Below are 21,786 nucleotides of genomic sequence, written 5' to 3' on the forward strand. Positions count from 1 at the left end.
TGAGTTCAAGGGGTGCACGAAAGGAGTACCGGAGCCCGTGTTTATTGGCTTCTTTATAGGAGTTGCTTTTTGTTCCTCGCTTCAGGGTCAAACCTATAGAATTATGGGGAAATCCTCCCTATAATTCTACATTAAAAGCTCATGTGGAGAGATTATAGGGAAATCATCCCTATAATTCAGCTGAACTCGGTGTGTTTTATTGAAATTAACCAATATATAGGGAGGATTTCCTTATAACACGTTTTACCTAAGCAAAATGCTCCCCTACATTGGAGTTTTTCTCTCCAAACCACCGAAAATCTGTGGAAAGTACAACAAGGCGTGCTCCGTAAGCTACAAATTTAAACTAATAGAAGCCAACACACCCAACAGGGTAATTTGTTCGTCGATCAATATAGAGAAGATTTCTCTGACACAGGAGAACTGCAATGCCTTAAAAAGTATAGCAGACCCTGCAGGTAGTTCGCAGGGTCATGCTCTTCAAAATTTTGGGAGGACAGTTCAAAGGCTATCCTTTGCTTATTTCTTACCTTCTCCCTTGGCATTGAGCATGGCGATTAGCTTATCGCCCTCGACGTCGAGGTTCGGAAGTAGACGGTCTAGCCATTTCGGAAGCCACCAGGCTTTGTCTCCGAAGACGGCCATTACCGCCGGAACGAGCGTCATGCGGATGATGAAAGCATCGATCAGGATGCCGAAGGCCAGTGCGAATCCGATCTGCTTGATCATCGCATCAGGTGCGAAGATGAAGCCAGCGAAGACGGAAACCATGATTACGCCTGCGGCAAGTACGACGCGGCTGGCGAGATCGTAGCCGTGAACGACACTGTCGTTGCCACGACGTCCATGGACGTAAGCCTCACGCATGGAGCTGACGAGGAATACCTGATAATCCATCGCCAGTCCGTACAGAATGCCGGTGACCAGAATTGGCATAAAGCTGAGCAGTGGGCCTCCTGTGTCAAAACCAAACAGTGAGTGCAGCCATCCCCACTGGTACACGGCCGTGGTTAGACCGAAAGTAGCGAGCACACTGAGAATGAAGCCTACCGTCGCCTTGATCGGAACGATGACCGACCGGAAAACAAGCAGCAGTATAATTAGGGATAGAATTACGATGATGCCGATATACACGGGAAATGCATCGGATAGCTTGGAGGACATATCGATGTTGATCGCAGTGAAGCCGGTCACACCAAGCGTTACATCATTTGATGATGCGAGGCTGGAAGCGGGATCGCGCAGATCTTGCACCAGATCTCTCGTCTTTGTATCTGTAGGGCCGGTTTTAGGGATTAGACTGATAATGGCAATATCTCCGGTCGCGTTGACGCCCATTGGGGACACTAGCGTGACGTTATCATGCATTTGCAGCTCTTGAACCAGCTTGCCAAGCGTCTGCATTGAAATCTTGTTGGACGGGTTGTTTGGTTGGGCCACCAGTAGTAGCGGACCGTTGAACCCTTCGCCGAAGCCCTTGGAGATGATGTCATAGCTCTGGCGTGCTGGAGTGTCCAGATTTGCCGAAGCGCCAGACGGAATACCTAGCTCCATTTTGGTTACTGGAATCGCCGCTGTACCAAGAACCAAGACCACTAGAACAATGATAGCCCAGCGGTATTTTACCGTTGCGTTCGCCCAGCGGTGTGAGAACCCGTGACGGGCTTTGTTCGCGGAAGCTACGTTCTTTGAACGTGCCTTGGCGGTGCAGATCCGTTCGCCGACGAGACCCAGCAGCGCAGGCAGCAGGGTAAGCGCCAACAGAACAGTGATCAGCACGCTGACAGCAGCAACGAGAGCCATGGTTGACAAGAAGCCGATGCCGATGACCAACATGCCGCAAAGGGCGATGATGACGGTCAGTCCGGCGAAGAATACTGCACTTCCGGCGGTGCCGACCGCTCGGCTTGCCGCTTCCTTGGCACTTAAATTCTCATCGAGAATTAACCGCCGCTGCCGGTTCACGATAAATAAGGAGTAGTCGATACCGACAGCCAGACCGATCATGACTGCGAGAATGGGTGTAATGTCATTCATGTGCACAATATTCGAAAGAGCAAAAGCACCGCCGACGCTAATCGCGACACCAAGGAGCGCGGTGATCAGCGGCAGTCCGGCTGCAACAATCGAACCGAGTGTAATAAACAGCACAACTGCTGCGACGGCTACGCCGATCGCTTCCGTAGATCCGATGGACGGTGTGCTTTTGAGCGAATCACTCGGAATGGCTGTGATCCCGGAGCCTGCCTGCTCGACTTCGGTTACAGCCTTAATCACGTTATCTGGTACAGAAGAGGGGAGTGATGTCTGCTGAACAGTGAACTGGAATTGGAACAGGGCGATGCTGCCGTCGGCAGACAGCATGACGCCGGGAACCGGAGCACCATCAACGATTAGTGGCCCGTAAGGAACGGCCTGAACCGCAGCAGTAGCTTGACCCGCAGCGTCTGTCTGACTCGCAGCCGCCGAAGGGTCCGCAGTGGCAGTTTGGCCACCGGCAGCTGCTGATGGGTCTGCTCCTGCAGCTTGACCCGCAGCCGCCGCGGCTTGCGCGGCCAGTTCAGCAGGATTGATGATATAGTCCATGCTGTAGACATCATTTATAGCCTTCAGAATCAGTGCTGATCTCTCCGGCGTATCTAGCCGTTCTCCATCAGGCGCGGTGAAGGCAACGCTCGCCTGACCGCCAGCAGCTGCTGGAAGTTCCTTGACCAGCATATCCAGTACTTTTTGCGATTCAGTGCCCTCAATTTTCATTTCCGAGCTGGATTGGATGCCATTGACACCAAGCAGGGCGCCTATAACACCGAGAATCAGAATCCAGACGGTAAGGAAATACCAGGGCTTGGTATATGCAGATTTGCCCAATCGGTATAGAAATGTAGACATATTATGGTTTCTCCTTTGTATCTCTAAATTAAAAGCCTTTGCGTAAATAAGTAAACATGGAATTTAGATATTGATCGAACGATATGGCATCGGAGTGTTCATCCTGCGCTTCACCTGGTAGCATGACGTTCAGACGTCCATCCAGAATAGGCACGAACGCTCCGTAAACGGCACCAGCGAGAAGATGTGTATACCCGTCGGCATAACGTCCATGAGTGAACTGTTCGAGCACTTCCTGCGCGGCAATCTGCAGGCGGCGGAATACGCTGAGGATATAAGGCTCCAGCGACTGATACTGATTAGCCAGCGATACAAACTGCCGCAATTGATACAGAAACTCGGAAGTAAACTGCAGCTTGAACAATTTGTATAAGGCATCCAGCGGTGTTGCATCTGGGGGCAGATTCTCGAATAACATGCTCTTATCTTCTCTTGAAGAGTTGCTGATAAAATATGCTGCTACCGCCTCTTCTTTGCACGAGAAGTAGTTGGCAAAGGTCCGCCGGGAGTAGCCGGCCTTCTGTACAACGTCGTCGACGATGAAGCCGTCCATACCTAGTTCAAGCGCAAGCTCGAAGGCAGATTTGGCTAAGGCATAGGCCGTAGCTTCTTTTTTTTTGTCGCGCAGCGTCTGTTTGGGGTTCAAGTTCTATGCGATCTCCTTTCTTAAGTACAGAGGACATTCTGTGCTCTATTTTCTATTTTTATATTATTGCCCAAAGGGCAAAATTGCGCAATGGGCAATTTTTAAGCGAGTGGAGGTTATATTCAGGATACAGGGTAGTGAACCGCCCGAGCTTATAAGCAGGGTAGTTGTCAGACTAAAAAGAGATCAGCAATGATTAACATTGCTGATCTCTTTTGCAAGTTGCTTTAAATAGTGCTAATTGCTTCTATATATTAAGCTTCTTTAGCAATAATTTTTTTGAGCTTCACTTCAGGTTCTTGCTCCGGATCAGGCGCTTGCCCAACACGTTTAATGAAGAAAGAGAGCAGCAGACCGAGAATGCCGATGCCCACAATAACTAGATAGGAATCATTGATACCTTGAATGGAAGCTTCCATAATCATATGTTCTTGTGTTCCGTTCTGTGTGCTGCCCGAGGCTAGCATATCGTTCATATGCGTTGTAGTACGGCTTGTCATTACAGTGACAAGTAGGGAAGTCCCCACGGCGCCAGCCACTTGTCGAATGGTGTTCGAAATCGCTGTACCGTGCGCACTAAGCTTGGAAGGTAACTGATTTAGTCCTAAAGTTTGTATTGGCATAAGGAGCAGAGCCATACCGATCCGGCGGCCAGTTGACATATATACCAGATACATGTAACTGGTTGAGTCCGTTAAATTCACAAAGCTTAGAGTCGTTGCTATTGTAATCAGTAGACCGATAATAGCGAGCCACTTTGCCCCGAACCGGTCGAACAGCTTTCCGGTTACCGGCATCAATAAACCCATAATGAGCGCACCAGGAAGCAGCAGTAAGCCGGATTCCATCGCTGTAAAGCCACGGGCATTTTGCAGATACAGAGGCAGCAGCATCATATCTGCATACATCACAATTGTGACTGCGATACTGATGACAGTCGTTAAGGAAAACATGTTGTATTTGAAGGCCCGAAGATCAAGTAACGGGTTCTGAGAGGCTAGTTGTTTCCAAGTAAACAAGCCAAGGGAAAGGACACCTAGGCCCAGAGACAACAGTACTTCTGCGCTTGACCAGCCTGCGCTGGCAGCACGGCTGAAACCATACAGCAAGGTTCCAAAACCGATAGTAGAAAGAACTACACCAACAATATCCAGCTTAGGATAGATGCGCTCCGATACATTTCTCAAATAAATAAATCCGCAGATGATTACAATGACGGTCAAAGGAATCATGCCATAGAACATAGTCTCCCAAGAATAATGTTCCAAAATATATCCGGCCAGAGTAGGTCCAATCGCGGGTGCAAAAATAATAGCTAACCCTACCATCCCCATGGCGGCCCCTCTTTTTTCAGGAGGAAACAGGGTCAAGATGACATTTGTGAGCAGCGGCATGATAATCCCAGCACCAGCTGCCTGAATCATACGCCCGGTCAGTAGAATAGGGAAGTTTGTTGCGATGGCCGAGACGATCGTTCCAGCCAAAAATATAAACATGGAAGCTTGAAAAAGCTCTCGCGTCGTAAACCTTTGCATCAAATAAGCTGTAATTGGGATTAGAACCCCATTAACCAGCATATAGCCTGTTGTTAGCCACTGAGCGGTTGCAGCCGAGATATTAAAATCATGCATTAACTCCGGTACGGCAACGCTCATTACAGTCTGATTCAGTGTCGCAAGAAAGGCGCCCAAAATCATAATGAATAAGATGGGTCCCTTTTTTACGGAACTGCTTGTTACTTCTGTCTTTGTACTCACTCCACTCCATCCTTTCAAATCGTTGATCATGGACTAAATTTACAGTGTGTTGTATAGTTTACAATGCATGAATTAGATTATAAATGAAATTTTCATGTAATCAAGCAACGATTTGCGAAAAAATGTAAAATAGTTTACATTCGTTTTAAATTTGTAGTGTTTTCTCATTAAAAAACAACAATTATTTAAAAATTGTAGTTTACGATATGAAAGTTAAAGATTGGAGAGAGTAAGATGAATAACACAACGCAACGTACAGATCCCCGGGTACTTCGTACACGTCAATTGCTTAGAGATGCTGTGATTGAATTGCTTGAGGAAATGGATATTGAGAAAATATCAGTAAACCGTATTGCAGAGCGGGCTAAAATCAATCGTGTTACTTTTTATCTGCATTATCGGGATCTCCCGGATATGTTGGAAAAGATGGCGGATGAAATGGTGGAGGACATTTTACAAGTGGTCAACAACGATGACAACGATCACGAATCGGTTGAAGAAGAGAATTTGAGGATACTAGAGAGTCTGCTTAAGCATATTGCGGAAAATGCCAAATTCTATAAAGTGATACTCACATCGAAAAGAAGCCCTATTTTTACAGACCGTCTGTTCAACTTGATGGCGGAAATCATCTCTGCACACCAGGAGAAAAAGGAGGGTGCTGCTGAGCATTCCAAGATGCCCATACAGAAGGACATTGCCGTTTGGTACGGTTCAGCAGCCCTAATTGGCACGGTTATTTCTTGGCTTCGAGATGACATGCCCTATACGCCAGTGTATCTTGCCAGACAAATTAGTATGCTGCGTGCGAACTAGTCAAATGAATACGATCGTAAAGAAAAAGCCGTGCATCGCTGCGCGGCTTTTTCTTTACGATCGTGTACAGAGCAGGTAACTCACTGCACACTGAGATTATCCCAGTTGACTTGGAACTCCTTCAGCATGCCTTCCTTGGTCAGCTTGCCACCGAGATAGCCTTGAATGCTGCTGGATAATTCCTGCGGCATCCCGTTCGGCAGGCGGGTCCAGTTCCAGGTCAGCGCCTGATCCTTATCGGTATAAGCTAGCACCTCGGCGCCTAGCGTTCCAAGATCTTCTTCTGTGCCCTTAATGCTGTCGAGCGCAGGGATGAACTGGAATTCCTTAGTGATATACTTTTTCCCGGTCTCGGAGGTGACCAGCCAATCCAGGAAAACCTTGGCTTCCTGCTTGACGGGGGAGTTTTTATTGATCACCCAATTGCTTGGCACGCCTACATACAGCTTGTCGTTGTCTTCGGGGGTATCGTCAATGGGCATCGGTAGGATACCCAGATTTAGATTAGGATCGATGCCGTCGATCTGTCCTTGCGTCCAGTTACCCTGCTGCATCATCGCGGCTTCTCCGCTCGCTACCATCGTGACTTGGGTATTATAGTCGGTGGAGAGTGGATTTTTGTTGCCGTACTCTACAGTAAGGTCCAGCAGGTCGATCCATTTGGAGAAAACCGGGTCTCCCGCGAAAGTTTTGGTGCCGTCCGTAAGCCCGGCGATAAATGCTTCGGGATCTGGCTGCTGGGCGAAAGCTACGTTCACATTATGATTGCCGAGCACGAACCATTCCTGATATCCATTTGCAAAAGGTGTGATGCCCGCTGCCTTTAACTTCTCGGAGGCTTCGCGCAGAGCGGTTAGAGTTAGGGGGTTCTCGGTGATGCCTGCTTTCTTAAACAGGTCCTTATTATAGATGAAGCCGTATCCTTCGAGATTCATCGGCATGCCATAGAGCTTGCCATCTGCGGTCATCTGTTCTGCTGCTAGGGGCTTTACATCCTTGGCCCAAGCTTCACCGCTTAAATCCTCCAGATATTCCATCCACATATCACGTTCATTGTTGCCGCCAATGGTGAAGATATCAGGTTCATCTCCTGATGAGAACTTGGCGCGTAGGGAGGCGCCATAATCGGTCCCGCCACCCACGCTTTGCACCTCCAGCTTAATATCGGGGTGTTCCTTTTCAAATTCAGTCTTAAGCGAAGCTAGTGCTTCAGATATTTCAACCTTGAACTGGTAGATATGCACGGTTTTAACTCCATTCGCATTGTCGCTATTATCTCCGCAACCGGCTGTCAGAGCAGCCAGCAGCAGGGAGCATGCGAGGAGAATTCCACGTTTGGTTCTCATATTCATTCATCCTCTCTGGCTGAAAATAACATGTATCGTTAGCCCTTTACAGAGCCTTGGGCAATGCCTTCAATAATATATTTTTGCATCGCTAGGAAAAAGATGACCACGGGCGTAATCCCGAGCACAAGTCCCGGAAGTGCCAAATCCCATTGCTTCGTATATTGTCCGAAGAAGCTATAAGTGGCGATGGGAATGGTGCGAAGCACCGGGTCCTGCAGAATAAGCGAAGGCATCAGGTAATCGTTCCAGATCCACAGGGTATTCAGAATAATGACAGTGACAATAATCGGCTGCATGAGCGGAAGCACAATCCGGAAAAAGGTACCATAAGGACTGTTGCCGTCTACTCTCGAAGCCTCCTCAATATCAAGAGGTACCGATTTGACGAAGCCATGGAATAGAAACACAGTCATCGGGGCGCCAAATCCAAGATACGCTAAAATCAAACCTGCGGTTGAATCCATGACACCCAGACCGCTAACCACTTGCACCAGCGGGATCATGATCGCCTGAAACGGAATAACCATAGCGGCCACTAAAGCAATATAAAGTATGCGGTTATATAAGCTGTTATTGCGGACCATTTTGTAAGCGCACATAGAGCAGAGGAACGCTAGCAGAATATTACTAATCACCGTGATAATAAAAGAGTTCATAAAGGCACGAGGAAAATTGATAGCTTTCCAAGCTTCGGCGTAGTTGCTCCACTGGAATACAGAGGGCAGCGCAGCGGAATCCGAAAGAATCTCACTATAGCTCTTAACCGAGTTAGCTAGCAGAAAGTAAAACGGTACTAGGAATAGAAGGCCCAGCAGGATCACAATTACTTCGACGAGAAGCAATGGCACATTGAATTTCTTGGCGGTAGTCTCCATTACAGCTCCACCTCTCTTTTCTTGGTTGCTCTAACCTGTAGCAGGGAGATTACGGCCACAATGACGAAGAAAATCATCGCTTTCGCGGAGCCCATCCCGAATCGGCTAATAGTATAGGCCTCATTGTAAATATTCAACGCTACAGATTCAGTAGCTTTGAAGGGACCACCCTTGGTCAGCGACAGGTTAAGGTCGAACAGCTTAAACGACCAAGAGATAGAAAGGAACAGACAAACGGTTACAGCTGGCATAACCAGCGGGATGGTGACATGGCGTAAAGCCTGAAAGCGTCCGGCACCATCCACTTTTGAGGCTTCAATCAGGCTTTTGGGAACGTTGTTGATTGCAGAAATGTAGATGACCATTAGGTACCCTGCATTTTGCCAGACAAATACGATCACAATCGCCCAGAAAGCTGTCCCTCCGGTGCCCAGCCACGGAAGATTAAAGAAGGACCAGCCCGTAGCCTGTCCAATCGAGGAGAATCCTCTGACAAAAATAAACTGCCAGATGAACCCGAGCAATAGCCCACCAATGACATGAGGGACAAAAAATACCGTTCTCAGAACATTGCGCGTGAACAGCTTACGGGTCAGCACATAAGCGAGTGCGAAGCCGAGCAGATTGGTCAGTACCAGGCCAAATAAAGTGAACTTCGCTGTGAACCAGAATGAATGAAGAAAGGAAGGGTCCTTTGTGAAGATATGTAGATAATTCCGGAGTCCGGTCCACTCCACATCACGTGAGATTCCGTTCCAACTGGTAAAAGAATAATAGAGTCCTAAAAAGAAAGGAATCAGCACAATCATAAAGAAAAACAAGGAAGTCGGCCCGACAAAAACAAACTGCTGCATCAGGCGTGATCTTTTTCTATGGTCCATCGTTCCTCACCCCTTTTTGTTAATGTAAACTTTTCATTCTATAACCGGATTGGTGATTAAGCGAAACAAACATACTTGAAATTATCGTTGCTCAGAATGATTTCAACACAGGCTTGACAGCCCTTTCAAAGAATCGGTATGGTGGACTTGTCAGACTAATAGGAGGTTGATGCGCATGTCAGGATTGCTTGGTAATTTTGTTACGCAGATTGGAATATTGGTGAATGATGTGGAGAAGGTAAGTACGGCATATGCGGAGTTTTTTGGACTCGAAAAGCCGGAAATTATCGTTACAGATACAGAAGATATTGCGCAGACCCGGCATAATGGCGTGGCTACGCAGGCGCGGGCTAAGCTAGCTTTTTTTGATATGGGCTCTTTACAGCTGGAATTGATTGAACCGGATCATGAGCCGAGTACGTGGCGGGATTACTTGAATGAACATGGTGAGGGGCCTCATCATATTGCTTTTGTAGTTGAAGGAATGAAAGAAAAGATAATGCTGCTAGAAGGCAAAGGCTTCCCACTCCAGCAAAAGGGTGAGTATACCGGGGGGCGTTATGCTTATATGGACACTTTCAAGGAGTTAAAAGTAATTGTGGAGCTGCTAGAGAACGATAAGGATAACGGGGAGGAATAACTATGAATATTATCATTACAGGTGCTGGACGTGGACTGGGTTATGAACTGGCGGCCGAAGCGCTGAAGCGGGGCTATGGAGTTATTGCTGGGGTTCGCCGGCCCGATCAGGAACAAACAGCGCTATCGAAGCTTGCTGAAACCTATGGAGAGAAGCTAACCATCGCTGCGCTGGACGTGACGGACGAGGCAGGAATCGCGGCACTGGCTGCGAGTCTACAAAAACAAGGTCGGACCCTCGGTGCCATTATTAATAATGCGGCGGTACTCAACGCTCGGGATACATCGATTGAAGCGTTGGATTTCCAAGATATGCTTATAACGATGGATATTAATCTGTATGGACCGATACGAGTGGTTAAGCATTTCCTGCCGCTACTTACGGAACCCGAATGCTCGATCATCAATATATCGTCGGAAGCAGGAAGTATCACCAATGCTTATCCGAACGACTATCCTTATGGCATTTCCAAAGCGGCGCTCAATATGTTCACACAGCAGCTGCATGTCTATGTAAAAGAACGTGGGATTCAAGTGCTCAGCGTGCATCCGGGGTGGATGCAAACCGATATGGGCGGGGCAGAGGCACCGACAAATCCAAATCAAAGTGCCGAGGGGATCCTTGACCTGATCGAGAAGCGAACTACACCGGAAGGTCATTTCATGTTTGTAGATTATACGGGTAAGGATATGAAGATTTAGGTGATATATAGGCTGAACTAAAGTTGCGAACAAAAAGCTCAGTAGTCACTGCGGTGAATCATTGGACTTCCTGCCGTTGTTGTCCCCAGATTTCTTGATTGAACCGCTCGTAGCGGTGGAAATCTGGGGACAAAGCGGTCAGTAGAAAGAACCTCGGTAATTGTGCCGAGGTTCTTTTGTCTAAACAACTGCTTATTTCTTAAGTAATAAATAAGCGAAATAAGGTACGCCGATTAGCGACACCATGATCCCTGCCGGAATGCCGTCAGGATCGACGAGATTGCGGCCAACGGTGTCCGCGATCAGAAGTAGCCAGCCGCCCAGCAATACAGCGACGGGAATAAACATCTGATTACGCGGGCCGACTAGCGATTTGGCAATATGTGGAGCCATCAGTCCGATGAAGGCGATCCCGCCTGTGACGGAAACCGCGGAGGCGGAAGCTGCAACTGCCGTGAGAATCAGAACGATACGTTCACGTTCGAGATTCAGCCCGACACCAATGGCAGAGACTTCACTTAGGCTGAGCAGGTTGAGTCGCTGTGATTTGTACAGGGTAAAGGGAACTAGTAAGATCAACCAAGGCAGTAAAGCCCAAATGAATGGCCAATCTGTACCCCATATATTCCCTGCGATCCATTTTGCAATAAAATCTACCTTGGCACGATCCGCGGACGAAATGATCACGATCATAACGCCAGACAACGCTAGGGAGAACCCTACCCCAACGAGCACCAATCGAACAGGATCAAGCCCCTTAGTCCGACTATATGAAAATAGATAGATTAATGCTGCTGTAAGTAATGCCCCTATAAAAGCAACCAGCGGCAGCGCATAAATGAATGATCCAGCGCTAACCGGGAAAAAAAGAAAGAAAACAGCGACAGCCACACCCGCACCAGAGTTGATACCAATAATACCGGGGTCGGCTAAATCGTTTCGTGTAACGCTTTGCAGAATGGAACCGGATAACGCCAAGGCCATGCCTGCCAGCAGTGTAATCAGAATCCGCGGCAATCTTACAGAGAATAATACAAAGTCCTCTTTAAAGGTTCCATGCCCGAACAGAACCGGAAGCAGTCTGTCAAAAGATAGGGAAGAGTATCCGATTCCCATGCTGACGATAGCTGTTAGCAGAATCAAACCGGTGCATACACATAGGATAATACGTTGCTTTCGCACGGGTGCAGAGGAAATCATGAGAGTGTTTTACCTCCTTTCCGAACAACAAACAAGAAGAAAGGTAGCCCAAGCATAGCTACGACGGCGACCACTGGCGTCTCATAAGGTGCATGGATTGTCCGTCCAATTGTATCCGCGAGAAGCATGAACGATGCACCCGTAAAGATCGATATCGGCAAAATATACCAATAATCGGTACCGACAATCTTACGGACAATATGCGGAATCATCAGCCCTACAAAAGCCATATCCCCAATTAGAGCGACCGATGCTCCAGTCAGCAGAATAATAAGAGTGAATAGAATCCCTTTAACCACAGCAAGGTTTTGTCCTAATCCGATGGCTACCTCGTCACTTAAGCTAAGAATTGTTAACTGGTTTGAAAATATTAATGCCACCACAATGCCGATGAGAATAACGGGTGCGATAGCCTGAAGCTGGCCCCAGGTTGTGCCGATCAATCCACCCGCTGTCCACATTGATACATCCTTGGATATTTTGAAGGCAATGCTTACACCACTTGCAATAGCATACAGAAAGGCAGATACCGCTGCACCGGCGAGTACGATTCGAATCGGAGAGAAGCCACCTTGGCGCACAGAACCTAGAACAAGCACTAGCACGGCTCCTAGGGCAGCGCCAAAAAAACAAGCGATCATGGTACCAAAATAATTCAGTCCCGGCAGAAATACAAACGTAAGAGCCAGTGCCATATTCGCGCCCGAGGTCAGACCGAGCAGGCCTGGGTCGGCTAATGGATTGCGTGTAACCCCCTGCATGATAGCACCGGATACGGCAAAGGCAGCACCGATCAGCATGGCGGCGAGTTCGCGAGGCAGCCGGATCTCACGCAGAATAAGGACATTGTCTGCCTTTGTATTTGAGGTGATGGCAAGCCACAGATCATTGAAAGTGGTTTCTTTAGCCCCGAATAGCATAGCAATCACGAGGCATATAACCATTACCAGCACGCTACCAAGCAGTTTATATAAAAATGGAAAGGAAGTTTGCTTCGTAGTCATTATCTTTATTTTCCAAGAAATTGTTGTTCAAAGAATTCCAACTGGTATTCAAGGCTAAGCGGATCGTTAAAATAGAATGCTTTTGCATCAGCCTCGAAAACACGATTGTTTTTGACGGCAGGGATGCTTTTGTAGATTTCTGTATTCTGGAAGGAATTATCTTCATCCGCATTTTTACTGAAAATAACGTAATCGCCCAAATAATCCTTCAGCACTTCTGTCGAGACAGCAAAGAATCCATCCGTTTTGGTGCTTTCTTTTACTGTTTCTGGCATGCCAAGCTTGAAGTCCCCATAGAGGAGTTCAGTTCCGCGGCCAAAGTTATACCCGTATACATACAATTGCTTATTAAAGGTCTCAATAACAGAGACAGTTGCATTATCACCGATCTTCGCTCTGATTTCTTCACCCGCTTTTTTGGTGCGGGCACTAAAATCATCGACCCAAGCTTGAGCTTCTTTTTCTTTGTTCACCAATTTGCCGACTTCCAGCTGTTGGGTTAAGTAATCCACTTTATTATAAGTATAAGTAACGGTTGGTGCGATTTGCTTGAATTTATCGATATTTTTAATATCGGAGAGCGCGATGATCAGATCCGGTTGCAGTTCAATGATTTTCTCCAGACTTTCATCGCTAACCGCTTCTACGTCTTTTAGTTGCTCTTCAAAGCGTGGGTTAGTTTTGGACATTTCATCTACGCCCACAACAGGTATACCCAGTGCCATGACATTCCCTGTTAAAAAACGGGTGAGTACAACAACACGCTGAGGATGTGTTGGAACCTCAACAGGTCCATCTTCGGATTGATAAGTAAAAGTCGCACTTTCTGACTCCGCAGCAGGAGTAGAAGATGGGCTGTTTGTAGGACTAGCATCATTCTTCGCCTGATTTCCCCCACAAGCACTAAGTGCAATCCCCATAATAAGTACAAACGGAATAAATATCTTTTTCATTAAATAATTCTCCCCTTTTTTGTATGACAGTGTTACTTTGAACAATTCAAACAGTGTAAATCAATCTTCAGCCTATGCCTTAGAGTGATTATGAGAATCATTCGCATTTGTAATCATTATAGGGATCACTTATGTGCCTAACCATGCCTTTTTGTTGGAAAAAAGACTTGGACTATTATTTGCCTCCGAATAAAGCTACCGCTCGTCCTAGTTGTAAGCGAATCGAAGCCGGGTTATAAGGCACCCAATCATCCAGATCAAGAATATGGACTTTCTTCTGCTGCACTGCGGGAAGCTGGCTCCAATAAGGGGATTGAAAGATCGCTTCAGTATGCGCAGTAGAGCCTTTGGCATCGGGAAATACAATGACTAAAATTCGGTCTCCTGCATAATCTGCAAGATCTGAAACCCCGATCGAAATCGAATGGAACTGATCTCCCAATCTTTTTATCTCGTTGTCAATCAAGGTCGGTGCTCTAAGTCCAAGGGATTGGTACATCACATAACCTACATTCCTTGCTCCGTAAACGAGTAGCTCCTCAGGCTTGATTACCAGAATGGTGATGATATCGTTAGCTACTGTGCTGTGCTGTACTATTTCTCGGGCTTCTAGCTCTTCTTGTTCAAAATCCTTCAGCCACTGCTCCGCCCGTTCACTCCGCTGAATGGCTCGGCCGATTAGGCGTAGCTGATCTTTCCAGCCGATTTCGTTCCAAGAGATCTCCATAATAGGTGCTACAGCTCGCAGCTGCCCGGCCTTCAATCCGTATTCCTCCAGATGTTCTTTGGCCGCAATAATCAGTTCAACGTTGGCATCAATTAATAGCGATCTGATCTGTTCAGCCGAGCTGTTTGTATTGATAAACTTCATCGACTGCGGTGGCTCCTGATCCGAAAGATTCAAATATTCACTACTTTCAGAGATGGTAACCGCAGGTTCTAAGCCAAGTAACAGCAAATGGCTTGCATAAGGGGTGAGCATTACGGCAACTCGCTGGAAAGAGCTTCGGCTGTAACCAGACGGAGATGCGCCTGTCTGCAGCTTAAAACGACGACTGAGATAAAATTCATCCTTGTAGCCTACCTTTAGCGCAATCTCCCTAAGTGTGCCTGAACCGTTAAGCAAAAGCTCCTTGGCACTATGAACCCGTAGCCGCGACAGATATTCGCTCTGGCTGAAGCCTGTCACCTGCTTGAACAGCGTTGAATAATGCGAGCTGCTTACACCCGCAATGGCGGCTAAGTGCTCACGTGTTATTTTTTCGCTAAAGTGATTCTCCAGGTAAGAAATGCTCCGTTCCATCGATGGTTGCTCGTTAACTGTATATCTGGCTTCCTGCTGTTCGAGCAATTGTAGAATAATCTGATGAAAAAGCATTTGATTCTGTACATGGCGTGTTTCTCGATCTGGCAGTCGGTGAAGATACAATTCCTTGATACTGGATACAATGGTAGGCTCATAAGGAAACAACAGTATATTTGAACTCGAAGCCATTTCGCTTTTCCGTATCATCGCACCGCCAGGTATAGCCTGAGTCTGCTCTTGAATCCAGATGGTGAGCTTATAGGCATGAAGCGGCTGCTGGAGATTTGTAATTAAAGAGGCATGAGTATTAGCGGGGAGAAGGATTACGCTTCCTTCCGTAAGCTCATAAGTCAGATTATTAACCTCAAGGCTCCCTGTACCAGCGGCAACGGCCATTAATACGGTTAGATTCTCATGAATCTGAACTCTTGGTAGATTTGAGGTCCCATACATCGATTGAATGCTGCCAGCGCTATATAAAGGAAAATGAGATTCGGCCCATTCCGGGATAACGTTATTCAAAATAAGGCCTCCGTTACTTGAATATATTTTCAAACTATAATGCTATGGATCTATGGATTGAACTGTATTATTGACGTCTGCGGAACTAATTATAACATCTTCCCTTTTTAGATAAGCCTGTTAATTATTTGCCCTATATATTCTTTTTAAAAGATTCGTCTGTCCAAGAGAACGCATATTGGATCGAATATACATACTACCAGGTATTCTTTATCCATTATAAAGAGGTGATTAAGATGAAAAAGCAGATAACCTCCACTAAGAAGCGAGAGCTTCTCTCCAGACCTAAGCCCAAAAGTATTCTGAATCCTAAAGCAGCAGCCCAGACCATCAACTTCGCGGTTATTGGGGATAGTCATGTGGGATATGGGAATAGCTCTAGCATTTTTAGAAATCTTTTGCCTAAAGCAGTAAGCAGCGGGAATAAGAGGTTTGTTATTTTTGGAGGAGATAACACGCAAGCGGGAGCGAATCATGGAAATAATGCAAATGCCTATTACAAGGACTTCAAGGATACAGTAACTAGCACGCTCGGAAGTATCCCCTATAAAGCATCGATAGGAAATTGGGAGGCAAGTACCCAGTCCTTATTCACGCAATATTTAGGTGCAGTAGAAGGGCAAATGAATTTCCCTGGGACACAGGGTAAGGTGAAGTACGTGTGGCTTAATTGTGCTCTGGGTCTGTTCACTCCGGGTAGTATAAATATATTGAAAAATTTAGATGATCAGCATTTTTATATTATTGATTTTCATTGGCCTTTAAAAGTGAGCGGGATCACGGTCGATCCTAGCCATGTGTTAAGCGCGGCAGAGACTGCTAAGTTTTTTGCAGCTATTCCTACGAAAGTGAGGGATAAAGTGCTAGCTATTTTCACACATCATGGACATTTGTTTTATCGAAAGCTTACTAATATATATCCAGGTTATACAAATACAAAATTCTTTGTGTGCGGATGTTCGGGTGATTATAAATGTAAGCCGAGTGGTGATCGCGGTTATTACAACGCCACATTAACCATCAATGGGACGGCATTAAATGTCGATGCTTTTAAGGTTGCGGTCACTTAGTGAAGAAGTGGATGTGGTTAAAATAAAACGCTAATTTTCGGGAGATAACCGAGATTAGCGTTTTTCTTTTATTAAGAATAACCCATTAACCATGGAGTCACAGGTAAATAGTAAGTAAGCAGGATTATTTAACATATTTGTATAATAGTTTATATATGTATTGAATAAATTTATTTAGGAGGGCTACCCATGAAAGAACTATTATTTCATTCTTTAGAACAGGCGGGTGTGTCGGCTTACGGTGTAGAGCGCATACGTATAGCAGCTGCACAAATGGTTGAAGACAACATCACACCGGCACAAGTTATTGTTGCTGCGAGAAAGGGGACGCTACTGGTCCATCAAGCGAACGGGAAATTCGGTCCAGAGCCAGGCGCAGCGGAATTAACTGTAGATGCTATTTATCCACTGTGTTCCATAACAAAACTGTTTACGGCAACCGCTATAATGATGTTAATGGAACAAGGGAAGATTGGTCTAAACAGACCTGTTTCCGATTACATCCCCGAATTTACAGGTGAAGGCAAAACTAAGGTATGCGTACATCACTTATTGACACATACCTCTGGCCTGGAAGGTGAGGTGATTTGGCAGAACGGACAGTTGAAAAAGGAACAAGGAGAGTACCCTCCACATGAACCTAATCAAGATCCAGATCAGCATAAGTACTTATATGGCGGTTATGATGCACCGCTTAGTAACGAACCTGGTACGGTCATGTCTTATTGCGGGTATGGCTATGAGCTGTTGGGTGAAATCATCCGGCGCGTTAGCGGACAAGCTTATGATGTATTCGTAAAGGAAACCATTTTTAAACCGCTTGGTATGGAAAATACATATTATCGTGTACCCATGAACGTGCGGGACAAAGTAGTAAGACGTGCACCAGAAGCAGCGTGCGCGGAATGGGTGGACAGCGAGTATAATTTGAATTCCGTATCTGCGGGGGGCGGCGCTTACTCCACGGCTATGGATTTGGCTGTCTTTGGCCAGATGTTTCTTAACGGCGGGATATATAACGGAGTACGATTCCTTAGTCCGGTAACCGTAAAAGAAATGACCCGCAATCAAATTCCAGGCGTATCCTCACAATATAGAGACGAGGTTTTTCCAGAAGCGTATTGGGGGTACGGATGGGCGATTAACGGTTCGAAGCGTGACGGTGGAGATTTGTTCTCGCCAGAAGCCTATTCACACTGGGGCGCGGCAGGTCCTTTCCTCTGCGTTGATCCGATTTATCAGACAGTTACGGTGCATTTATCCGTAGAGCTAGATCACCAGAAGCCATTTAAAAATATGTATGTGGATTACTTCAATAATACTGTTCTGGCAGCCATCACTGATCTTTAATCCTCTTTTTAGTTTTTTTGTCATGTCATCTATACTTAAAGCGTGCTTTCCCAGTTTCTTCTGAATTGTTTAGGGGTGGTGCCGGTATATTTCTTAAACACTTTGGTAAAATAGCTCTGGTCATTGAAATGTAGCCTCGTAGCGATATCAGATAAGCTAATGCCCGGTAATTCGATTAATCGTTTGGCTTCTACAATCCGCTCGAATTGAATAAAATCACTGATCGTGAATCCTGTTTCCTTCTTAAATAATAGGGAGAGATAGCTTCTGTTCAATCCAGCGACTTCAGCCAGCTTATCTAAGGAGAGTTCCTCATATAAGTGATTAAAAATATAGTTCTGACAGAGGGCCACGGTGCGCGAAAGTTTCGCCATCCGGCTCTCTTTGACATGGTCGGCGAAATCGCAAAGCGCATTAAGAATAGCATGATCTACAGCCGGAACATCCTTTAGTTCTTCGATATGCTGGATATGAAAGTCGCTGAGGGTATAAGAAATCTCCCAATACAGTCCTCCATCTATAGCTGCACGAGTAGCGAGCGTAATACAGGAGATCGCCAGATTTTTTTTGTTGCGTAAATGGCTCTTCTTGGAGAGAACTCCATAATTGTCTTCAGAGAAGGTTGCTTGGACACGAAGTAGCTCTGCTTTATTTCCATTTTTGATATGGTGAAATAGAGCTTTTTCCAGCATGGGTTCGTGGTGCAGCCATGTGTTCTCACGTCGATAGGAAACATCCAAGTCCAGACTGCCTGCGGGAGGCTGTTTATGCTCAAGAGTTCGGGTGTCGAGTAGCAGTTCGCTAAGAGATAACGTCTTTCCGGTGACGAGCGAGTACATCAGCATAGCGGTATGATAGAGTCTCATTTTATTTAGCACGGTCAAGCTGCGGTAGTATTTCATCCATTGCTCTTGAAGCTTTAATGGAACTTCATGGTCACGCATCAGACTTGTCATATTGTCCTCTGAATGGTGAGTATAAAGTGTAGGACCGATCACAATACTTCCCCCGTTACTGCTGCCTGAGGGCAGATGGAGAAGGATGTAATTCTCTAGGAAGTTAGTGGTGCGAATGATCGGTATAGAGGCATTTGAACTATCGTGGTTAGAGTTGTTCTCGCTTTTAGTAGAGTCTGCAATTTCTGAAAGGAGCTCATTGAGGTTATGAACCCACTGGGCGCTCTCTGAAGAGGAAGGCAGCGCTAGCTCGATTCTCCGATTGGCATCTAGCAGAAACACAGGAATTTGCAGCGATTCATACAACACTTTACAAATATATTGAGCTCCTTCATGACCGTCCAAATGATTCAACATTCTTTCAACCTCCTCGCCCAACCAGAATACCAAAAATACAATGATAATGCCATAAATCTAACATGAAGTAGATTAAAATGGGGATAGTATACATTCAGAGGAGGTATTTTTATGAAAACCAACATTCATGAACTCATATCACAAATGACCCTGGAGGAGAAAGCAGGACTCTGCTCAGGGCTTGATTTCTGGAATACAAAGGGCATTGAACGACTCGGAATCCCCTCTTTAATGGTAACGGACGGACCGCATGGTTTACGCAAGCAAAAAGAGAGCGCCGATCACCTCGGACTCCATAACAGTGTACCCGCGACTTGTTTTCCTTCGGCAGCAGGGATGGCCTCTTCCTGGGATCGGGAGTTAATCGGGCGTGTAGGTAAAGCACTCGGGAAAGAGTGTCAAGCAGAGAACGTTGCTGTTCTGCTCGGACCGGGAACAAATATTAAGCGCTCTCCACTGAACGGCCGTAACTTTGAGTATTTTTCGGAAGACCCTTATCTTTCCTCGGAGATGGGTGGGAATCATATTAAAGGTGTGCAAAGTGAAGGGGTAGGCACCTCGCTTAAGCATTTTGCCGCTAATAATCAGGAGCACCGGAGAATGTCTGTTGATGCTGTTATTGATGAGCGGACGCTGCGGGAGATTTATCTGGCTAGCTTTGAAGGCGCAGTTAAGCAGAGTCAGCCATGGAGCGTGATGTGCTCTTACAACCGGGTAAATGGTGAATATGCCTCTGAGAGTGAATTTCTCCTGACAAAGATTCTTAGAGAGGAATGGGGCTACGAGGGATTCGTCGTGTCCGACTGGGGAGCGGTTAATGAACGGGTGAAGGCTCTACAAGCAGGACTGGAGCTGGAAATGCCGTCAACCGGAGGCATTGGTGATGCCAAGATTGTCGCAGCAGTACAAAGTGGCGAGCTGTCTGAAGAAACGTTAGATCTTGCAGTGGAACGGTTACTTACCTTTGTTTTTAAGGCGGTGGAGAACCGTAAAGATAATGCTTCATTTAATGCTGATGAGCATCACCGTCTGGCTCGTGAAGTGGCGCGGGAGAGCATGGTTCTCCTTAGAAATGAGGAAGGCATTCTGCCGCTGTCAAAGCAAGGAACGATTGCGGTCATTGGCGAGTTTGCTAAAAATCCGCGTTATCAGGGCGGGGGCAGCTCACATGTGAATCCGACGAAATTGGACGATGCTTTTGAAGAGATGAAGGCCCTTGCAGGTTCTGCCGAACTGCTATATGCGCAAGGATATGAACTGAATCATGACGGGATTAATGAAGCTTTGTTACAAGAAGCACGGGATACAGCGGCAAAAGGGGATGTAGCCGTATTGTTCCTTGGACTTCCGGATAACTATGAATCAGAAGGTTATGATCGTAGTCATTTGTCGCTTCCAGAGAGCCATAAAGCGCTGATCGATGCAGTGTCTGAGGTGCAAAGCAATATCGTTGTTGTACTCAGCAATGGTTCACCCATAGAAATGCCTTGGATTCATAAAACGAAGGGTATTCTTGAAGGTTATCTAGGCGGTCAGGCTTTTGGCGGTGCAATGGCAGATTTACTGTTTGGAGAGGTTAGTCCAAGTGGTAAACTGGCAGAGACCTTCCCGATGAAGCTGAGCGATAATCCATCCTTTCTTAATTTCCCAGGTGAAGGGGATACGGTAGAGTACAAAGAAGGCTTGTTTGTAGGCTATCGTTATTATGATAAAAAAGAGCTTGAACCGCTGTTTCCTTTCGGCTTTGGACTAAGCTACACAGCGTTTCAATACAGCAATTTGAGAATCTCCAAGAGCAGCATAAAAGATACCGAGAACGTACAAGTTACGGCCACCGTCAAAAACACGGGTACTCGCGCAGGAAAAGAAATCGTTCAGCTCTATGTTAGCGATGTGAAGAGCAGCGTGATCCGTCCACTTAAGGAGCTTAAGGGCTTCCAGAAGATAGCGCTGCAGCCTGGTGAAGAGCAAGAGGTTTCTTTTGAACTGGATAAACGCTCCTTTGCTTATTACAACGTTAACATTGGTGATTGGCATGTGGAAAGTGGAGTCTTTGAGATTGCTATCGGTTCATCTTCGCGGGATATTCGTCTGACTGCTTCTATTGAAGTGGAATCGACTGCTCCGCATGCATTAAGTTATCATCGCAACAGTACCGTTGGTGATTTGCTGGACAATCCACGCACGGCAGATAAAGTGAAGGAGTTCAGCAGTATTTTTGGCATGGAAGGTGCGATGGACGATAATCCAGAAATGTTCATGGCGATGATGAAATATATGCCGCTACGGGCGCTGGTTGGGTTCGGTCAAGGGAAATACACAGAAGAAGATTTAGCCAAGGATCTGCAAGAATTTAATGCTTTGGCTGTAGAGTAGGAGATCAGAAAAGGCCAAGTCTGGTCCGAGAACTATAATTTATGGGAATTTAATATAAGTAAGCTAGTGGTACATATTAGTCAAATATAATATGCACCACTGGCTTTTTTTGAAAAAATTTCTTGTTCGGCTACCGTG

General features: G+C 46.2%; 17 protein-coding genes. 6 read left to right on the plus strand and 11 right to left on the minus strand.

The features are described from left to right. Positions 1 to 519: 519 nt before the first annotated feature. The 3 genes from MKX60_RS26565 to MKX60_RS26575 form a co-directional block, all read right to left on the minus strand. Positions 520 to 2,889 (minus strand): MMPL family transporter, encoded by a 2,370-nt coding sequence (locus MKX60_RS26565; protein WP_341061454.1) that lies wholly within the window; start codon positions 2,887 to 2,889, stop codon positions 520 to 522. A gap of 28 nt (positions 2,890 to 2,917) precedes the next feature. Beyond that, positions 2,918 to 3,535, minus strand: coding sequence for a TetR/AcrR family transcriptional regulator (locus tag MKX60_RS26570; RefSeq protein WP_341061455.1), 618 nt, complete (start codon positions 3,533 to 3,535; stop codon positions 2,918 to 2,920). A gap of 254 nt (positions 3,536 to 3,789) precedes the next feature. Next, positions 3,790 to 5,232, minus strand: coding sequence for a DHA2 family efflux MFS transporter permease subunit (locus tag MKX60_RS26575; protein ID WP_341061722.1), 1,443 nt, complete (start codon positions 5,230 to 5,232; stop codon positions 3,790 to 3,792). A gap of 294 nt (positions 5,233 to 5,526) precedes the next feature. Here MKX60_RS26575 and MKX60_RS26580 point away from each other — a divergent pair, with 294 nt between their 5' ends. Further along, positions 5,527 to 6,108: a TetR/AcrR family transcriptional regulator gene (locus MKX60_RS26580; RefSeq protein ID WP_042185894.1), complete on the plus strand. Its 582-nt coding sequence runs from the start codon at positions 5,527 to 5,529 to the stop codon at positions 6,106 to 6,108. 80 nt (positions 6,109 to 6,188) lie between these two features. Here MKX60_RS26580 and MKX60_RS26585 read toward each other — a convergent pair whose 3' ends face one another. From MKX60_RS26585 to MKX60_RS26595, 3 genes are read right to left on the minus strand one after another with little or no spacing between them, the layout of a single operon-like run. Next, the gene (locus MKX60_RS26585) at positions 6,189 to 7,454 is read right to left on the minus strand and encodes an ABC transporter substrate-binding protein (protein WP_341061456.1); all 1,266 of its coding nucleotides are present in this window, start codon (positions 7,452 to 7,454) and stop codon (positions 6,189 to 6,191) included. Between the two features lie 38 nt (positions 7,455 to 7,492). Further along, positions 7,493 to 8,332 (minus strand): carbohydrate ABC transporter permease, encoded by an 840-nt coding sequence (locus MKX60_RS26590; protein ID WP_076298168.1) that lies wholly within the window; start codon positions 8,330 to 8,332, stop codon positions 7,493 to 7,495. Then, on the minus strand, positions 8,332 to 9,213 hold the full coding sequence (locus tag MKX60_RS26595) for a carbohydrate ABC transporter permease (protein WP_341061457.1): 882 nt from the start codon (positions 9,211 to 9,213) through the stop codon (positions 8,332 to 8,334). The genes MKX60_RS26590 and MKX60_RS26595 overlap by 1 nt, the downstream gene beginning before the upstream one ends. A gap of 175 nt (positions 9,214 to 9,388) precedes the next feature. Here MKX60_RS26595 and MKX60_RS26600 point away from each other — a divergent pair, with 175 nt between their 5' ends. Together MKX60_RS26600 and MKX60_RS26605 are read left to right on the plus strand one after the other, a co-directional pair. Continuing rightward, positions 9,389 to 9,853, plus strand: a complete 465-nt coding sequence (locus tag MKX60_RS26600; protein ID WP_076284345.1) for a VOC family protein — start codon at positions 9,389 to 9,391, stop codon at positions 9,851 to 9,853. A gap of 2 nt (positions 9,854 to 9,855) precedes the next feature. After that, complete coding sequence (locus tag MKX60_RS26605) at positions 9,856 to 10,554, plus strand: SDR family oxidoreductase (RefSeq protein ID WP_341061458.1); 699 nt, start codon at positions 9,856 to 9,858, stop codon at positions 10,552 to 10,554. A 192-nt stretch (positions 10,555 to 10,746) separates the two neighbouring features. Here the strand turns inward: MKX60_RS26605 and MKX60_RS26610 are convergent, their stop codons facing one another. The 4 genes from MKX60_RS26610 to MKX60_RS26625 all read right to left on the minus strand — a co-directional run bounded on the left by MKX60_RS26610 (position 10,747) and on the right by MKX60_RS26625 (position 15,539). Next, positions 10,747 to 11,754, minus strand: coding sequence for a FecCD family ABC transporter permease (locus MKX60_RS26610; RefSeq protein WP_042185906.1), 1,008 nt, complete (start codon positions 11,752 to 11,754; stop codon positions 10,747 to 10,749). Then, complete coding sequence (locus MKX60_RS26615) at positions 11,751 to 12,758, minus strand: FecCD family ABC transporter permease (RefSeq protein ID WP_341061460.1); 1,008 nt, start codon at positions 12,756 to 12,758, stop codon at positions 11,751 to 11,753. Before MKX60_RS26615 ends, MKX60_RS26610 begins: the two co-directional genes overlap by 4 nt. 5 nt (positions 12,759 to 12,763) lie before the next feature. Further along, entirely contained in the window at positions 12,764 to 13,711 is a 948-nt protein-coding gene (locus MKX60_RS26620) for an iron-hydroxamate ABC transporter substrate-binding protein (RefSeq protein ID WP_341061461.1), read from the minus strand. 175 nt (positions 13,712 to 13,886) lie between these two features. Next, entirely contained in the window at positions 13,887 to 15,539 is a 1,653-nt protein-coding gene (locus tag MKX60_RS26625; RefSeq protein WP_341061462.1) for a helix-turn-helix domain-containing protein, read from the minus strand. 236 nt (positions 15,540 to 15,775) lie between these two features. On the opposite strand from MKX60_RS26625, the gene MKX60_RS26630 reads away from it, so the two are divergent. Both MKX60_RS26630 and MKX60_RS26635 read left to right on the plus strand, forming a co-directional pair. Then, positions 15,776 to 16,609 (plus strand): metallophosphoesterase family protein, encoded by an 834-nt coding sequence (locus MKX60_RS26630; protein WP_341061464.1) that lies wholly within the window; start codon positions 15,776 to 15,778, stop codon positions 16,607 to 16,609. A 189-nt stretch (positions 16,610 to 16,798) separates the two neighbouring features. Next, entirely contained in the window at positions 16,799 to 17,959 is a 1,161-nt protein-coding gene (locus tag MKX60_RS26635; RefSeq protein WP_341061466.1) for a serine hydrolase domain-containing protein, read from the plus strand. A 35-nt stretch (positions 17,960 to 17,994) separates the two neighbouring features. Here the strand turns inward: MKX60_RS26635 and MKX60_RS26640 are convergent, their stop codons facing one another. Next, positions 17,995 to 19,272: an AraC family transcriptional regulator gene (locus MKX60_RS26640; RefSeq protein WP_341061468.1), complete on the minus strand. Its 1,278-nt coding sequence runs from the start codon at positions 19,270 to 19,272 to the stop codon at positions 17,995 to 17,997. Positions 19,273 to 19,383: 111 nt separating this feature from the next. Between MKX60_RS26640 and MKX60_RS26645 the strand changes: the two genes are divergently transcribed. Beyond that, positions 19,384 to 21,648 (plus strand): beta-glucosidase family protein, encoded by a 2,265-nt coding sequence (locus MKX60_RS26645; RefSeq protein ID WP_341061470.1) that lies wholly within the window; start codon positions 19,384 to 19,386, stop codon positions 21,646 to 21,648. The last annotated feature ends 138 nt before the right edge of the window (positions 21,649 to 21,786 follow it).

This window comes from Paenibacillus sp. FSL R5-0914 (genome assembly GCF_038004525.1).
Lineage (GTDB): Bacteria > Bacillota > Bacilli > Paenibacillales > Paenibacillaceae > Paenibacillus_AQ.

Coding starts and splice junctions, on each gene's coding strand:
- MKX60_RS26565 (WP_341061454.1), bottom strand. CDS start 2,889: ATGTCTACATTTCTATACCGATTGGGCAAATCTGCATATACCAAGCCC.
- MKX60_RS26590 (WP_076298168.1), bottom strand. CDS start 8,332: ATGGAGACTACCGCCAAGAAATTCAATGTGCCATTGCTTCTCGTCGAA.
- MKX60_RS26620 (WP_341061461.1), bottom strand. CDS start 13,711: ATGAAAAAGATATTTATTCCGTTTGTACTTATTATGGGGATTGCACTT.
- MKX60_RS26630 (WP_341061464.1), top strand. CDS start 15,776: ATGAAAAAGCAGATAACCTCCACTAAGAAGCGAGAGCTTCTCTCCAGA.
- MKX60_RS26575 (WP_341061722.1), bottom strand. CDS start 5,232: ATGATTTTGGGCGCCTTTCTTGCGACACTGAATCAGACTGTAATGAGC.
- MKX60_RS26595 (WP_341061457.1), bottom strand. CDS start 9,213: ATGGACCATAGAAAAAGATCACGCCTGATGCAGCAGTTTGTTTTTGTC.
- MKX60_RS26610 (WP_042185906.1), bottom strand. CDS start 11,754: ATGATTTCCTCTGCACCCGTGCGAAAGCAACGTATTATCCTATGTGTA.
- MKX60_RS26645 (WP_341061470.1), top strand. CDS start 19,384: ATGAAAACCAACATTCATGAACTCATATCACAAATGACCCTGGAGGAG.
- MKX60_RS26615 (WP_341061460.1), bottom strand. CDS start 12,758: ATGACTACGAAGCAAACTTCCTTTCCATTTTTATATAAACTGCTTGGT.
- MKX60_RS26600 (WP_076284345.1), top strand. CDS start 9,389: ATGTCAGGATTGCTTGGTAATTTTGTTACGCAGATTGGAATATTGGTG.
- MKX60_RS26640 (WP_341061468.1), bottom strand. CDS start 19,272: ATGTTGAATCATTTGGACGGTCATGAAGGAGCTCAATATATTTGTAAA.
- MKX60_RS26605 (WP_341061458.1), top strand. CDS start 9,856: ATGAATATTATCATTACAGGTGCTGGACGTGGACTGGGTTATGAACTG.
- MKX60_RS26635 (WP_341061466.1), top strand. CDS start 16,799: ATGAAAGAACTATTATTTCATTCTTTAGAACAGGCGGGTGTGTCGGCT.
- MKX60_RS26585 (WP_341061456.1), bottom strand. CDS start 7,454: ATGAGAACCAAACGTGGAATTCTCCTCGCATGCTCCCTGCTGCTGGCT.
- MKX60_RS26580 (WP_042185894.1), top strand. CDS start 5,527: ATGAATAACACAACGCAACGTACAGATCCCCGGGTACTTCGTACACGT.